Origin of the sequence: Metasolibacillus sp. FSL H7-0170 (assembly GCF_038593115.1) — a bacterium.
In the GTDB taxonomy this organism is placed as follows: domain Bacteria; phylum Bacillota; class Bacilli; order Bacillales_A; family Planococcaceae; genus Metasolibacillus; species Metasolibacillus fluoroglycofenilyticus.
The window spans coordinates 754350-769984 of the sequence record NZ_CP151964.1 but is presented as its reverse complement, the minus strand read 5'-3'; the positions used below and the strand labels follow the sequence as shown (position 1 = coordinate 769984).

The 15635-nt window shown below is 39.6% G+C and carries 10 protein-coding genes; 4 read left to right on the top strand and 6 right to left on the bottom strand.

Features of this window, described 5'->3' with window-relative positions; translation table 11 throughout:
• Positions 1-214: 214 nt before the first annotated feature.
• Positions 215-1603: an IS4 family transposase gene (locus MHH70_RS03565; RefSeq protein WP_342472567.1), complete on the top strand. Its 1389-nt coding sequence runs from the start codon at positions 215-217 to the stop codon at positions 1601-1603.
• A 610-nt stretch (positions 1604-2213) separates the two neighbouring features.
• Here the strand turns inward: MHH70_RS03565 and MHH70_RS03560 are convergent.
• Positions 2214-3026: a S1C family serine protease gene (locus tag MHH70_RS03560; protein ID WP_342472566.1), complete on the bottom strand. Its 813-nt coding sequence runs from the start codon at positions 3024-3026 to the stop codon at positions 2214-2216.
• A 617-nt stretch (positions 3027-3643) separates the two neighbouring features.
• Here MHH70_RS03560 and MHH70_RS03555 point away from each other — a divergent pair.
• Positions 3644-4882, top strand: coding sequence for an IS110 family transposase (locus MHH70_RS03555; protein ID WP_342471849.1), 1239 nt, complete (start codon positions 3644-3646; stop codon positions 4880-4882).
• A 174-nt stretch (positions 4883-5056) separates the two neighbouring features.
• Here MHH70_RS03555 and MHH70_RS03550 read toward each other — a convergent pair whose 3' ends face one another.
• On the bottom strand, positions 5057-5794 hold the full coding sequence (locus MHH70_RS03550) for a TSUP family transporter (protein WP_066163617.1): 738 nt from the start codon (positions 5792-5794) through the stop codon (positions 5057-5059).
• Positions 5795-6234: 440 nt separating this feature from the next.
• Between MHH70_RS03550 and MHH70_RS03545 the strand changes: the two genes are divergently transcribed.
• A complete protein-coding gene (locus MHH70_RS03545) occupies positions 6235-7440 on the top strand; it encodes a malic enzyme-like NAD(P)-binding protein (RefSeq protein ID WP_342472565.1) in 1206 nt (401 codons plus the stop codon).
• A 263-nt stretch (positions 7441-7703) separates the two neighbouring features.
• Here MHH70_RS03545 and pepF (MHH70_RS03540) read toward each other — a convergent pair whose 3' ends face one another.
• Both pepF (MHH70_RS03540) and pepF (MHH70_RS03535) read right to left on the bottom strand, forming a co-directional pair.
• Entirely contained in the window at positions 7704-9506 is a 1803-nt protein-coding gene (pepF, locus tag MHH70_RS03540; RefSeq protein ID WP_107942579.1) for an oligoendopeptidase F, read from the bottom strand.
• Positions 9507-9967: 461 nt separating this feature from the next.
• On the bottom strand, positions 9968-11773 hold the full coding sequence (pepF, locus tag MHH70_RS03535) for an oligoendopeptidase F (protein WP_342472564.1): 1806 nt from the start codon (positions 11771-11773) through the stop codon (positions 9968-9970).
• A gap of 215 nt (positions 11774-11988) precedes the next feature.
• Here pepF (MHH70_RS03535) and chrA point away from each other — a divergent pair, with 215 nt between their 5' ends.
• Complete coding sequence (gene chrA, locus MHH70_RS03530) at positions 11989-13152, top strand: chromate efflux transporter (protein ID WP_342472563.1); 1164 nt, start codon at positions 11989-11991, stop codon at positions 13150-13152.
• 78 nt (positions 13153-13230) lie between these two features.
• Here the strand turns inward: chrA and MHH70_RS03525 are convergent, their stop codons facing one another.
• Positions 13231-13914 (bottom strand): phosphoribosylaminoimidazolesuccinocarboxamide synthase, encoded by a 684-nt coding sequence (locus MHH70_RS03525; protein WP_107942582.1) that lies wholly within the window; start codon positions 13912-13914, stop codon positions 13231-13233.
• A 264-nt stretch (positions 13915-14178) separates the two neighbouring features.
• Positions 14179-15549, bottom strand: a complete 1371-nt coding sequence (gene gdhA, locus MHH70_RS03520) for an NADP-specific glutamate dehydrogenase (protein ID WP_066164476.1) — start codon at positions 15547-15549, stop codon at positions 14179-14181.
• Between the last annotated feature and the right edge of the window lie 86 nt (positions 15550-15635).

The following is a 15635-nucleotide window of genomic DNA, read 5'->3' as shown; positions in this document are numbered from 1 at the left end:
TCGGGCAGCTACACTTTTTCTTAAGAAAAGCACTGTTAAACCTTTTGTTTTCTCGTTTTCAAAGAGAACACCTCCTTGAAAACGAGCTAATTTTTCGCTAAAAAAACCATCGTCAATTGGAGTTGTCCCATAGCCATCAAGTTAAGAAAATAGGTTTAAAAATTTGCAAAAAGCGCTATTTAATTAGTACTAACTAAGAAAGGTGGCGCTTTTTATGATGCCCTTAGACCAAGAAATGAAATTACTTTATCAAGAGCTTTTTACTCAATTTTCGGCTGATTCAATTACACAACTCGCAACGGAGACAGGTTTTATTCGAAGGAAACGGAAATTAACAGCGATGGATAGTTTATTTTTATTCGTGTTTACAACGGCACATCTGAGCGATTCATCCCTTGAAGATCTGTGTACCTATTTACAAGATCAAACGGGCAAAGTTTTATCCGCAGAAGGGTTAAATCAACGTTTTAATTGGCGGACCATTGTTTTCCTTCAGGCCATTTTTGAACGACTCCTTCAAACAAAATTTCGACATTCTTTTCAAAAACTAATGAAATATTCAGCGATTTTTGAAAGGATTCGTGTGCTCGATTCCACTGCCTTTCAAATTCCAGACGCTTTTGCCAAGTGGTTTCCGGGAACAGGCTGTACATCGGTTAAATTTCAAATTGAATTTGAACTGTTAAGTGGTCAATTTACACATGCCCATTTTGAACCGGGGCGTATTCATGATGCGAAAACAGGCAATTCACTTTGTCAAACGGTCCAATCAAAAGAATTAATCCTTCGTGATTTAGGCTATTTGAATTTGGCAGAATATGAGAAGTTGACCAAACAGACGCAACGCTATTTTATTTCACGCTTACGAAATAATGCCCTGGTCTATCAAAAAAACCCTTCTCCGTCCTATTGCCTCAATGGAAAATTAAAGGTGTCAACCGTCTATACACAGCACGCCATTCAAGAATTAGCAAACACCGTGAAAAGAGGAGACACAAAGGAATTTGAAGGATTCTATGTAGGAAAAAATAAAGTGAAAATGCCGATTCGGTTGGTGATTTGTCATTTTTCTGTTGCCCAACAAGAAAAACGAATCGCTCGCATGAAAGAAATTGAACGAGTGAGGGGCATTCGTTATCAGGAGAAAACAAAAGCGATGAGTGCTTATGGAATTTACATGACAAATTTGCCAGAGGCAATTACGAAAGAGGATATTTACCAAATCTATTCCCTTCGCTGGCAAATCGAACTCCTGTTTAAAGTATGGAAATCGACAATGGCACTCACCCACTGCAAACCAATGAAAATGGAGCGTTTCATCTGTTATTTTTATAGTCAATTGATTCGATTGATTTTGTGTACGATGGTGACGTATCAAATGCGTTATTTATTATGGATCAAATCGCGAAAGGAGTTGAGCGAGATGAAAGGAATCGAGATGTTATTTGATAAATTAAAGACGCTTTATTTAGCGATAAAAGAAGGTGCCGCATCTGTCGTTCAAACGCTCCTCTATATTTTCAGTCAAATGGAACGGCATGGCCTGAAATCGAGGAAAAAAGGAAAACCAACTTTCCAGCAACTCATCGGCACCCTCGAATAACTATTGAATCTATACCCATTATTCGAATGACAAAAACACATCTATAAATGTAAAATAATAACATTGTAGGTGTTTTTCGAGGTGCCCAAAATAAAAAGACCTACCCCATTTATTTTGAAGAAATAAATGGGGTAGGTAAACTTGATGGCTATGGGAGTTGTCCGAAAAGTCCATTTTGTTTTGCCACCGCATTAAAATCAATGTTTTCATCGCTTCCCTTTTGCTGAAGGATAACACTGCTAAAGCCAATGTTCATCCCATTTTTAAAAGAGGCGTTTTCTGTTTATCGCGTATTAACAAATTTTGTTTGCGACGAGTAACCGCAGGAGCAGGCTGTAATACCCCCACTTCAAAACAGCAGATAAAAACAAGATGTTTAAGTGGGGGATCAAACAGCCTGTAAAAACTAAGAATGAGGCCAACACGATGTTGGTCACACAAGCGTTTTCGCAGGATGCGAAGATTCTAGCTTGTGTTCCTCTATCACCAATCAGTGGGGGGCAAAGCCCCCACTGATTGAAGGTTCACTTTATAGGAATCACCATTTTGTGAAACATCATCGCTACTGTCCAAAATGCCGACTATGCGCGGCTTTTTGGACAGCCTCACTTCAAAGCGGCTGTAATTCCTTATGTACAAGCTCAATTGGCACGAACAGACCGACGCGACCATGCTTGTCATGCTTTGTTGTCGCAAAGACGACACCTACTACTTGTCCATCCTCAGTTAAAACAGGACTTCCGCTATTCCCTTTATAAATTGGCGCTTGAAGCATCATAACCTGCTCCTGCCAATCCTCTAGCAGCAACGGCTCGAGCACTGTTCCTTCATTGGCGATGCCAGTGAAATAAAGTGGATTACCGATTACATAAACATGCTGAGCGTCTGGCTGAAAAGTATCAGCTAATGGTAAATAGGGTAGTTCCTCTTTCGCTTCAACTTTTAAAATGGCTAAATCAACTGTTGGATTACTTGCCACAATTTGTGCTTGATATAGGCCGTTGTCAGGAAAGATGACAGTAAGCGATAGCGCGTCATCGATTACATGTTCATTTGTAATAATATAGCCGTCTGCCGAAATCGCAAAGCCTGTCCCTTTACTATTTTCGGATGAAATTTCGACAACAGCCTTTTTATATTGTTGGATATTTTCCTGCTGAGATAGCTTTGTTGAAACTTTAATAAATTCAATCGCAGGAATTGAATAAATTTGAAAAACAATCGCAAACGTATTAAATATTAATGCGAAGGCCATTAAATAAACGATAAGACGAATGATAGGGCGTTGCTGTCGCTTTTTTGGTTGCCCATTTAATCGTTGTTGTCTTTCTTCCTCCAAAGCTTTTTCTTGCTCTGCTAGCACAAGCTCCAAAAAATCTTCTTCTGTTAACGGTTCTTCTTGGGGCTGTTGTTGCTTATCCATTTGCTACCTCCTCGTATATTAGTAGTAAGAGCTCTTTCCGATAGAATTTCCAGTTGATCCGGACAGCTGGGGGATCTGTTGGATTTCCTATAGGAAGTGGTCGCCGATTGGCTCCCTCACTCTTGTTTTATGTTTTACCTGTTTGACCCCTGCTTTACCGAGGGAGCCAAAAGGAAATCATCATTTTTTGTTAAATACTATTTTAAGTATTGCCTACAGGTGCTTACCTGTTTATTTGTCATACACTTTTTTAACCTAATTTTATAGCACATGGGCGAAGGATGGAGGAAGCTCCATTTCAGTACTTCGTCCTTTTTTATTCATCCAAAATAGTTCACTCAGCCCTGTGTCCATGCGACAATGGAACAGACAAGGTATTCGCAGGAAATAGCTTTCCCTCCTTGCAGACATCCATTGTACTGCTTAATAAGCCTGCTACCCATCGTTCATTATTGAAGGTCTAACCACTGGCTGCGACGCAAGGTTTAGAAGAGAGTGTAGCGCTCATTTATGGTCTTCTGCTTGCGATTGCTGATAACGAGGCAGACATCGATGATTCGGGTGGGCACCCAGGTCTGAGTGTATCTTGATTAATTCCCCCTTAGGAGGTGATTGGCATGTCACAAATGCTAGTCGGTATTGACGTGAGTTTGCGCTCCCATCATGTCCATTTCATGCATGGAGAGGGACACACACTCGCTGATTTTTCTGTTCAAAATGATGTTATAGGTGCGGACACCTTGATTCATAAAATTGTACGAACAGCGGAAAAAAATCAAACAGATCAATTAAAAATTGGGATGGAAGCCACGGATCAATATAGTTGGCACCTTGCCCATTACTTAAAAGCACAATGTAAGAAAGTCTTACCCCATCTTCAAACAGCGATTTATATGCTCAACGCCCGTAAAGTAGCTCGTTTTAAGAAGGGCTATGATACGTTACCGAAGAACGACAAAGTAGACGCCTGGGTTATTGCGGATCATCTACGCTTTGGACGATTGCCACATGAAATGCAAGAAACCTTAATCTATGATGCACTGCGTCGTTTAACACGCACACGATTCCATTTAGTCCATGAAATTGCGCGTAATAAAACGTACATGTTAAATCAACTGTACTTAAAATTTAGTGGCTTACGCCAAGACAATCCGTTCTCCGATACATTCGGTGCGACAAGCATTGCGGTCATTGAAGAACTGGACCCTGGCATCATTGCCGATATGCCTTTGGAGGAACTGGTCGAATTCCTTCAAGAGAAAGGCAAAAATCGTTTTGCAGAGCCGGAAGAGATTGCGAAATATCTCAAGCAGCTCGCACGTAATTCGTACCGTTTAGATAAAGTGATGGCCGATCCGGTTAATCTCTCTTTATCCGTGATTTTAAGCACCATTCAACACATCGAAAGCCAAGTGAAGCGTCTTGATAAGGAAATCGAGCGCATTATGAAAGGCATTCCACAAACATTAACATCGGTAAAAGGCATCGGTCCCGTGTACGCAGCGGGCTTAATCGCTGAGATTGGGGATATTCATCGTTTTGATGATCATCACGCTTTAGCGAAATATGCAGGTTTAGTATGGACACAGTATCAGTCAGGCGAGTATGAAGCCGAGGATACCAGCCGAATGCGAACCGGTAATAAGTATTTACGCTATTATCTTGTGCAAGCATCAGACGCCATACGAAAACATGACACCGAATATAAAGCCTTTTATCAAAAGAAATACCATGAAGTAACCAAGCATCAACACAAACGCGCTCTCGTCTTAACCGCTAGAAAACTTGTACGACTCGTGCATTCGCTACTACGCACGAAACAGTTGTACATTCCGAAAGAAGAAAGGAGAGAATAACCAACAATTTCTCACTTTTCTTTAGCCGTTTTCCAAACTTCCATTTTTTAACTATTTTTAGTTGGAAAACGCGAGGTTTATTTGAGTGCGCCTAAAAATGGTCATTTAGCAGTTACAGCACTTAAGAATTTCCAATTTTACTGTTTTTAATGGTTGACATTACACCACTGTGCTTTACGATAACACAAGTAAATCATAAGCCAGTTGTATAATTAAAATAACCGTAATGATGCGCAGTAAATGGCTTGCCAACTTATTGCTAACTTTTCGTGAGAGCAATAGGCCAATTTGCGCACCGATAATGGCACCTGTCATTAATGCCAATGTTTCCATCCATAAAATTTGTCCAGTTATTATGTATGTAATAGCTGCACCAAAGCATGTAGCAAAGACACCTACACGACCTAATACAACAGCTTTCATATAGCTTAAGCCAGCATTGGCATAAATATATAATAGCAATGTTCCACTACCGGGTCCAAACATCCCATCATAAATTCCCACACTAATTAACAGTGCACGTGTGCGATGCTTTAGCTCAAGAACGATTTTTTCACCGAAATTTGTTCTGCCTAAAAATGATAAGGTAAAGGCAAAAATTAGTAAGCATAATGCAATAATCGTTAGCACCTTGCTTGATAATAGCGAGGCAATTAACCCCCCAAGTAAACCACCGATAAAGCAAAGTAAGGCAATTGGGCGTGCCTCTGTAAAAGTAACTTCTTTGTGACGCAAGGCAGAATAGAAATTTGATAATGCACTAACTGCACTAGCAACTTTGTTCGCACCAATTGCAGAGTGGACGGGCATGCCGATTAACAGCATTGTCGGTAATGTAATCAGTCCGCCACCACCAGCAAGTGTGCCAATAATATTGCCTAAAAAGCCAATTAAAAATAATAACAGTAACAAAAAATCGCCTTCTTTCTATATGCTTCACTTTACACTATTTTTCAAGGGATGAAAATGTACGTACAAAATAAGGAGATAGGGATAGAAATGTGTCCAAAATGTGACGGATGAATTGAGGGTTTTAGTAAGGACTTTGTGAAGTTTTTCATAATTTCCCTATGAAAATGAATCGTGCATGTTTTCACAAAAAATGCTGTACATAGACGCGAGCTAAAAAATGTAAGTGGTATCTTATTGTTATTTTAAGAAAATAATTTTTTCGTTTAGAAATGCTGTTTTTTATATGTGAAAAATTGAGCAAGATGTTGAAATATATGATTTACCGAGAAAAAAAGTGTATATTCGAAAGGAAATGAAACATTATTATTGACTTAATAATTTCAGGGCGATATGATACGTAACTATAAAGAAAATTCAGATTATTCGAAGGAGAAATGATAATGGATATAATGCAAAAAGGTTTGGAATTACATGAAGAGTATTGCGGAAAAATGGAAATAAAGGCAAAGGTTCCACTTGCTGACCAATATGATTTAAGCTTAGCTTATTCACCAGGTGTAGCAGCACCTTGCATAGAAATTGAAAGGAATCCCTCCCTTGTCTATGACTATACAGTGAAGGGGAATTTTGTTGCTGTCGTAACAGATGGTACGGCTGTGCTTGGGCTTGGAGATATCGGACCAGAAGCGGCGTTGCCAGTAATGGAAGGAAAGGCATTGTTATTAAAACGATTTGCCAATGTGGACGCTGTCCCAATTTGCTTGAATACGAAAAATGTTGACGAAATAGTACAAACTGTAAAGCTTCTTGCACCGACATTTGGTGGCATTAATTTAGAGGACATTTCCGCTCCGCGCTGCTTTGAAATTGAGGATCGTCTCCGTGCGGAGTGCGGGATTCCAGTGTTCCACGACGATCAACATGGGACAGCAATTGTTGTAGGTGCTGGTTTGATAAATGCATTGAAAATTGTTGGTAAGAAGTTTAATGAGGTGAAGATTGTTATTAATGGTGCAGGTGCAGCAGGTATTGCAATTTTACGTATTTTAGTACAGATGGGCTTTACGAATATTTTAATGTGTGACACGACAGGAATTATTTATAAAGGACGTCAAGAGGGAATGAATTCAATTAAAGAAAGCATTGCCCATTTAACAAACCATAAGCTACAGCAGGGTGATTTAAGCGATGCTTTAGTGGGGGCTGATGTATTTATTGGTGTATCCGTTGCTAATTTACTAACGAAGGAACATATTGATTCCATGAATAATGAGCCGATTGTATTTGCTTTAGCTAATCCAAATCCAGAAATCACATACGACAATGCAAAAGCATGGGGTGTACGTGTGATTGGAACAGGGCGCTCCGACTATCCAAACCAAATCAATAATGTGTTAGCATTTCCCGGCGTCTTCCGAGGAGCGTTAGATGTTAGAGCAACAGATATTAATGAGGCGATGAAAATAGCTGCGGTTGAGGCGATTGCCTCACTCGTAACAGATGAAGAATTGAATGAGGAATATATCGTGCCGAAAGCATTTGATGAGCGAGTTGTCGGTGTAGTAGCGAAGGCTGTCGGCAGTGCAGCCATTGACTCAGGTGTCTCTGTACTATTTCAGCAGCCAATAATAGCAGGGCAGGTGTAGCAAAGAGTACAAATAAAAGAAAAGCTCACATGAATGGATAAAATAGGGCAAGTTGCAAATATATCAAAAATTTATAAATAGGAGAGGCTGTCTAAAAAGTAAACCATTCTTTTTACCAGAGAAATTTGATTTTTATTTTTTTGCATTGATTTCAGCAGAAATCTTTTACTTTTCTAAACAGTTATACCTTTCATGAAACACAATTGAAACGTCCCAAAAGCAGTGCCACAGCACGCTTTTGGGACGTTTCCAGAAGATTCACTTTATTCGCCAAGCTCTTCTGTAAGCTTCTCGAGCTCATCAATTAAGCTACCGATGTAGGCGATAGTATTGCGCAAGGGCTCTTCTGTCGTAATATCGACACCTGCCATTTTTGCAAGCTCAACAGGCGTTTTAGTGCCACCTGCTTTTAACATATTAAGCCAGTCTGTTACTGCTGCCTCGCCTTCAGTTAAAATGCGCTGTGAGGCCTCTGTTGCGATAGTTAAGCCTGCAGAGTAAGTATATGGATACAAGCCTTTATAATAGTGTAGCTGGCGCATCCAAGTTAATTCAGCACCGTCTGTTATTTCAATGGCATCGCCCCAAAATTCTTCAAGCACACTGCGCTTTAATTCATTAAGCTTTAATGCATTGACAGAGCCGCCAGCATCGATAATTTCATATACTTTTCGCTGATAAGCACCCTCGAGTAAATGGGTAACGAAGTTATGGTAATAGGTGCGTGAAATCATTTTTGCGATAACCCAGCGTTTAAAGCGTGCATCGCTAGCATTTTGTAATAAATGGTGTGCCATAAGCATTTCATTCATCGTCGATGGCGCTTCTATAAAGTACATGGATGGGCGAGCACCGAAAATATTTTGATGTGTATTTGCCAAATGGAAATGCCCCGCATGTCCAAGCTCATGCGCCAAAACAAATACTTGCTTCATCCGGCTTGTCCATGAAATCAAAACATATGGATGGTAGCCGAATGGGCTAGAGCAAAAGGCTCCATTTGATTTGCCAATGTTTTGTGCAAAATCAATCCAGCGTTCATCGAAGGAGCGGTCAAGCATTTCTGCATAATCAGCTCCTAAAATAGCGAGACCATCCTTGACATATTGACGCGCTTCCTCGATAGAAACTACTGGTTCATATGCGGGGTCTAAAGAAATTTTTAAATCAGCAAAGGTCATTTGCTCTAAGCCATGAACCTTTTGTAGCAGTTTTGCATAACGACGCATATGCGGGGCAAGTTCAGACATAATTAAGTCGATTTGACGGTCATACAATGTGCGGTCTACTTCCTGGGACTGTAACAAGAAGTCAAAAACTGAATGATAGCCACGTAAATCAGCCTCCGATTTTTCTCGTTGAATATGCGTAGCGTAAGTTTTTGCTGTTGTATGCTGGTAATCACGTAATTTATTGTGGAATGCATGAAAGGCTGTACGGCGAATAGCAGCATCATTTTCGAATTCCCAGTCACCTTCAAATAAGTTATAGCTAAGAGGGTAGGTTTTACCGTTCACCTCGAAATCTGGAAATTGCAAATCTACTAACTTTGTAATGTAGTACAGCTCAAAGGCAGCCCCGAATGTTGTACCGAATGAAGCGAGCGCTTTTTCTGCCTCTGGATGTAGTTGATGTGGCTTTTGCTGCAAAAGTTTATTGATAAAATATGCGTACTGTGGTGCAAGCTGGCTTGCCCCGTGTAAAATGTCCTCATCAAGCTGTAAAAGCTCACTTTGAATGAATGATAGCTTGGAGTTTAAGGAAGAGGTTAGCTGCGATACTTTTGCTGAGCGCAATTGTGATTCGCCATTCGTTTGGTCTACACTTTGTGCAAGAAAGGCGTATGTTGTAATAGGCATCATTTTTTCTAAATATGCTTCATATGCAGCAATGACTTCAATTGCTTTTTCCGCATTTGTAATTTGCCCTTTATATTTTGCTTCAGTAGCGGCTGCGTATTGTTTGGCACTTTCAATTGTCTCCTCGAACTGTTGCTCTGTTTCAAATAAATCCTCAAGGTTCCATGTTTCTGCAAGCTTTACTTCATTTCGTTTTAATATTGCCATATAAACTAGCCTCCCATCTTTTTCGTTCAAAAAGCTGACTCGTCCTAGATACAACGAAAATAAGATTTTTAATAAATAAATCGGGGCTGTCCGAAAAGTACATTTTGTTTTGCCACCGCATTGAAATAAATGTTTTCATCGCTTCACTTTTACTGAAAGCTAACACTGCTAAAGCCAACGTTCATCCCATTTTTAAAAGAGGCGCTTTCTGTTTATCGCGTATTAACAGGCTGTAAGACCCCCACTTCAAAACAGCAGATAAAAACAAGATGTTTAAGTGGGGGATCAAACAGCCTGTAAAAACCCGAATGGTGAAACTACCAATCAGTGGGGGTGTGCGAAGCCCCCCACTGATTGAAGGTTCACTTTATATGAATCAACATTTTGTGAAACATCATTGCTACTGTCCAAAATGCCGGCTATGCACGGCTTTTTGGACAGCCCCTCTCTTGTTGTAATGATTAAATTTCACCAAGCTCAACTGTTAACTTTTCTAGCTCATCAATTAAGCTACCGATGTAAGCGATTGTGTTGCGAAGTGGCTCCTCTGTTGTAATATCAACACCCGCCATTTTTGCAAGCTCGACAGGTGATTTTGTACCACCCGATTTTAAAACATTAATCCAATCTGCTACAGCAGGCTCGCCTTCCTCTAAAATGCGCTTCGATACTTGTGTAGAAATCGTTAAGCCAGCAGAATACGTATATGGATATAAGCCCATATAGTAGTGTGGTTGGCGCATCCAAGTTAATTCAGCACCATCTAAAATATCTACTGTATCGCCCCAGAATTCTTCAAGTACACCGAGTTTTAATTCATTTAATTTCGCTGCGTTGACAGAGCCGCCAGCATCAATAATTTCATATACTTTACGCTGATACGCAGCCTCTAATAAATGTGTAACAAAGTTATGATAGTAAGTGCGTGACACGATTGTTGAGATTACCCAACGTTTGAAGCGCGCATCGCTTGAGTTTTGCAATAGGTGATTTGCCATTAGCATTTCATTCATTGTCGATGGTGCCTCGATAAAGTATAGAGAAGGACGCGCATTGTAAATATTTTGGTTAGCATTTGCTAAATAGAAGTGACCCGCGTGTCCAAGCTCATGCGCTAATACAAACACTTCGTTCATTTTACTTGTCCAAGAAATCAAAATATATGGGTGATAGCCGAATGGGCTAGAGCAAAATGCACCTGTTGATTTACCCGCATTGTTTGCAAAATCTGTCCAGCGTTCATCGAACGAACGGTCAAGCATTTCTGCATAGTCAGCTCCCATAACAGCTAAGCCTTCCTTCATATATTTGCGGGATTCTTCCGTTGTGATTTTTGGCTCATAGGATGGGTCAAGTGAAATTTTTAAGTCTGCAAAAGTCATTTGCTCTAGCTTATGAACTTTTTGTAGTAATTTTGCATAGCGGCGCATATGTGGCGCTAACTCGGACATAATTAAGTTAATTTGTCGATCATAAAGTGTGCGATCGACTTCCTGTGGTTGTAATAAGTAATCGAAAACAGAGTTATAACCGCGCAAATCTGCTTCTGTCTTTTCTGTTTTTAAATGTGTATCATATGTTTTTGCTGTTGTATGCTGATATTCGCGTAGTTTGCTATGGAATGCATTAAATGCAGCGTGACGAATTTCTTTATCATTTTCTGGCTCCCAGTCTCCTTCGAATAAATTGTAGCTAAGTGGATAGCTTTCACCATTTGCTTCGAAATTAGGGAACTGCATATCTACTAATTTAGTCGTATTGTACAAGCCATACGCAGCATCAAAAGTTGTTCCAAATGCCGCTAATGCTTTTTCGGCTTCTGGGTGTAGCTGGTAAGGCTTTTGGCGTAATAGCTTGCGAATATAGTTGGCATATTGTGGCGCTTGTTCACTAGCTTGCACTAATACCTTTTCATCAAGCTGTAGAAGCTCACTTTGGATGAAGGATAACTGGGCGCTAATTGCTGAATTCATTTGCCCGATTCTTGCTGCGCGCATTTGTGCCTCACCATTTGTTTGCTCAACGCTAAGGGAAAGGTTTGCGTATGTACCAATCGGCACTAATTTTTCATATAACTTTTCGTATGCAGCGATAACATTGACTGCACTTTCTGCATCTAAAATTTTACCTTTATATGTTTCTGCAATTGCTGCTGCGACAGATTGTGCTTCAACAATTGCCTCCTCAAATTGCTGTTCTGTAGCAAATAAATCTGCTAAGTTCCAAGTTTCCTCGATATTCACTTCACTACGTTTTAATGTTGACATAAAAAGCCTCCTCGTATTCCGATATTCGAAATAAATTGTACCATCATTTACGGAATTGCGCAAAAATTATGACGTCTAATTATCAATTGTAAACAATTTTAAAAGAATATAAATATTGCGTAATACCATTTACATTGTATGCAAAAAAGGAAATAATATTGTTGAATTTGGAAGGTAGTGCTTGCTAATGTCGGTAGAAAGGGATTGTTCATAATATGAGGAAGTATTTCGAGGTGTTTTGGACAGCCTTCAAGCTGGGCTGTACATCTTTTGGTGGACCAAGTGCGCATCTTAGCTATTTTTACGATACATATGTGCAACGTAAGCAATGGCTAAACGATAAGGCATATGCCAATATTGTAACACTATCGCAATTTCTCCCTGGACCAGCTAGCAGTCAAGTAGGGATTGCCATTGGCTTAGCCAAAGCAGGCTTGTTCGGTGGTATTTTATCGTTTTTAGGATTTACATTGCCATCTGCTGTCATTTTATTGTTGTTTTCCTTGTTTTTCGTGCAGGAGGATTATGGGCTAAGCTTGTTACATAGCTTGAAACTTGTCGCTGTAGCAATTGTAATTCATGCAGTTATCGGCATGGGAAAATCATTTGTTACTGAGTCGAAAGAGAAAATTGTAACACTACTTGCACTAGCAGGAGTGCTGTTGATTGATAATGCATGGTCACATATTATAGTGATAGCAGGTAGCGGAATATTGAGCTATATGCTGTTTCGGGATAGTGCAATTACGCGAGAGGGGGAGCGCTTCAAGCTTGCTTTATCAAAGCGTCTAGGTGCTGCTTGTTTAATTATATATATCGGTTTACTCGCTTTATTACCTATCATGAGTCAATTGACAAAATGGCAATGGCTTGACTGGTTCGAAAGGTTTTACCGTGCAGGCGCACTAGTCTTTGGGGGAGGGCATGTTGTTTTGCCCTTGTTGGAGCGCGAATTTGTTGCTACAGACATAATGACGGAGGCGAGCTTTTTTGCAGGCTACGGGCTAACACAGGCAGTTCCAGGCCCGCTTTTTACATTTGCAACTTATATAGGGGCAGATATTGGCGGACTATTTGGTGCAGTGTTGGCAACCGTTGCTATTTTTCTTCCAGCCTTTTTGCTTATCATCGGTGCTTTGCCCTTTTGGTTACAGTTTAGTCAAAATCCGAAGCTTGGAGCTATTGTGAAAGGGATGAATGCGGCAGTAGTTGGTATTTTACTTGCTACATTATTTGACCCATTATGGGTAACGACTGTCCTAACTACTAAAGATTTTATCGTTGTATCCATATTGTTTAGTCTATTAATGTTTTGGAAGAAACCGTCTTGGTTAGTTGTTTTACTAGGTATTGTAATGGGGTTTGTCTCTACGCTGTAGCATGTTTGATTAGCTGTTTAATAAAAAATAAAACGTCCAAAAAGTAGTGCCACGCACGCTTTTTGGACGTTTTTTGTTTTAAGCAAGCATTATTTTTTCTAATTGTAGAGGTTCAATGTATTCTGTGCCTTTATATACACGCATATTCCCACCTGAAATTTCATCGATTAAGAGGATTTCATTCGTTTTGGCATCGCGACCAAATTCTAGTTTAATATCGTATAAAGTTAAATCTTTTTTAGCAAGCTCGGCTGCAACAAATTTAGAAATTTCAATTGTGCGTTGCTTTAAAATATCGTATTCCTCTAATGATAAAATGCCAAGCATATCAAGTGCGTCCGCTGAAATAGGTGGGTCTTGACGCTCATCGTCTTTAATTGTCACTTCCACAAATGCATTGAGGTCTTGACCTTCCTTTGCATATGCACCATAGCGACGTAAAAAAGAGCCGACAGCTTTAAAACGGCAAATAACTTCTAAGCCATTGCCAAATACTGAAGCAGGCTTGACCGTCATTGTTGCGTCAGTGAAGTTTGCATCTACATAGTGTGTTGGTACACCTTGTTCATTTAGCTTTGAATAGAAAAATGCAGTAAGGCGAAGTCCTGCTAAGCCAGCACCGTCGATTGTTAAACCAACTGTATTCGCGCCCGGGTCGAATACACCATTTTCACCTGTCACATCATCTTTAAACTTCAATAAATAGTGTCCATCTGCTTGTTTAAAGACATCTTTTGTTTTACCTGTGTAAACTAATTCCACAAGAAACCCTCCATTTCACAAAATATAGCTATATTGTAACACGAACGATTATAAACTTGTCTATAGAAAATGTTCGTTTTTGTTACAAATACGTTAAAGAGGGCATTTGAAAAGGCGATTTTTATTTATTCAACCTAAATTTCAAGAAAAGCTACTAGATTTACTGTTTATAACCTTTTAAAATAAATTAACTATTTAAAAAATACTAATAAAACATCCGAAAAGCAGTGCTTCTGCGCGCTTTTCGGACGTCCCTACAGCTTCTTAATAAACACCCTCTGCAATCATACCATTCGCTACTTTCTTAAAGCCTGCGATGTTTGAGCCGACTACTAAATTATTTTGATAGCCATATTTTTCAGCAGCTTCCTTGCTTTCTGCATAAATGGATTTCATAATGTCATGTAATTTCGCATCTACCTCGTTAAATGTCCAACTGTTACGGCTTGAGTTTTGTGCCATTTCAAGTGCTGAAACAGCTACACCACCTGCATTCGCAGCTTTTCCAGGTCCAAATAGGATACCAGCATCTAAAAAGACGTTAATTGCCTCTAAATCGGATGGCATATTTGCTCCTTCAGCAACTAATTTGACACCATTTTCAACAAGAGTACGTGCCGCCTCTCCATTAATCTCATTTTGAGTCGCGCAAGGGAGGGCAATATCGCAAGGAATCGTCCAAATTTTAGAGCAATCCTCGTGGTATTCTGCATCAGGATGATAGTTTAAATATGTGCTAATACGTGCGCCTTTTACTTCTTTAATTTCTTTAATTGCTTTTAAATCTAGCCCCTTTGGATCATAAATATAGCCGTTAGAATCTGAGCATGCAACAACTTTTGCGCCGAAGTGCTTTGCCTTTTCGATTGCATATATCGCGACATTGCCAGAGCCAGATACAATAACCGTTTTATTAATAAACATTAATTTCGCATCATGTAGCATTTCGCTGACAAAATAGACTAAGCCATAGCCTGTTGCTTCTTTACGTCCTAGTGAGCCACCGTATTCAGGTTTTTTACCAGTTAACACACCTTGCTCGAATTGCCCGCGAATGCGCTTATATTGACCCCACATATAGCCAATTTCACGAGCGCCAACACCAATATCACCTGCTGGTACATCTCGGTCAGGGCCAATATATCGATACATCTCTGTCATAAAGGCTTGGCAAAAACGCATAATTTCAGCATCGGATTTTCCTTTAGGGTCAAAATCGGAGCCGCCTTTCGCACCGCCAATCGGCTGACCTGTTAAAGCATTTTTGAAAATCTGCTCAAATGCTAAAAACTTCATTATTGACTCATTTACTGTTGGGTGGAAACGGAAGCCACCTTTATATGGGCCTAGCACATTATTAAATTGCACACGATAGCCTCTGTTCACTTGTACATTGTTTTCATCATCCTGCCATGCTACACGAAAAGAAATTATGCGGTCAGGCTCGACAATACGTGCTAAAATATTATGGTGAATATATTCTGGATTTTGTGCAAATACAGGTACTAGTGATAAAAAGATTTCTTCAGCTGCTTGTAAAAACTCTGATTCAAAGGCATATTTCTTTTTTAATCTTTCGAACACACCATCGACATATGCTTTTGCTAATTGTTCATTGTGAATTAAATCTGTCATCATAATTTATTCCTCCCTCAAAATACTGTTAGATGTTATAGTATTATGATTTTTCTTGCAATTCAATCAATTTTTATTCGTTTGTG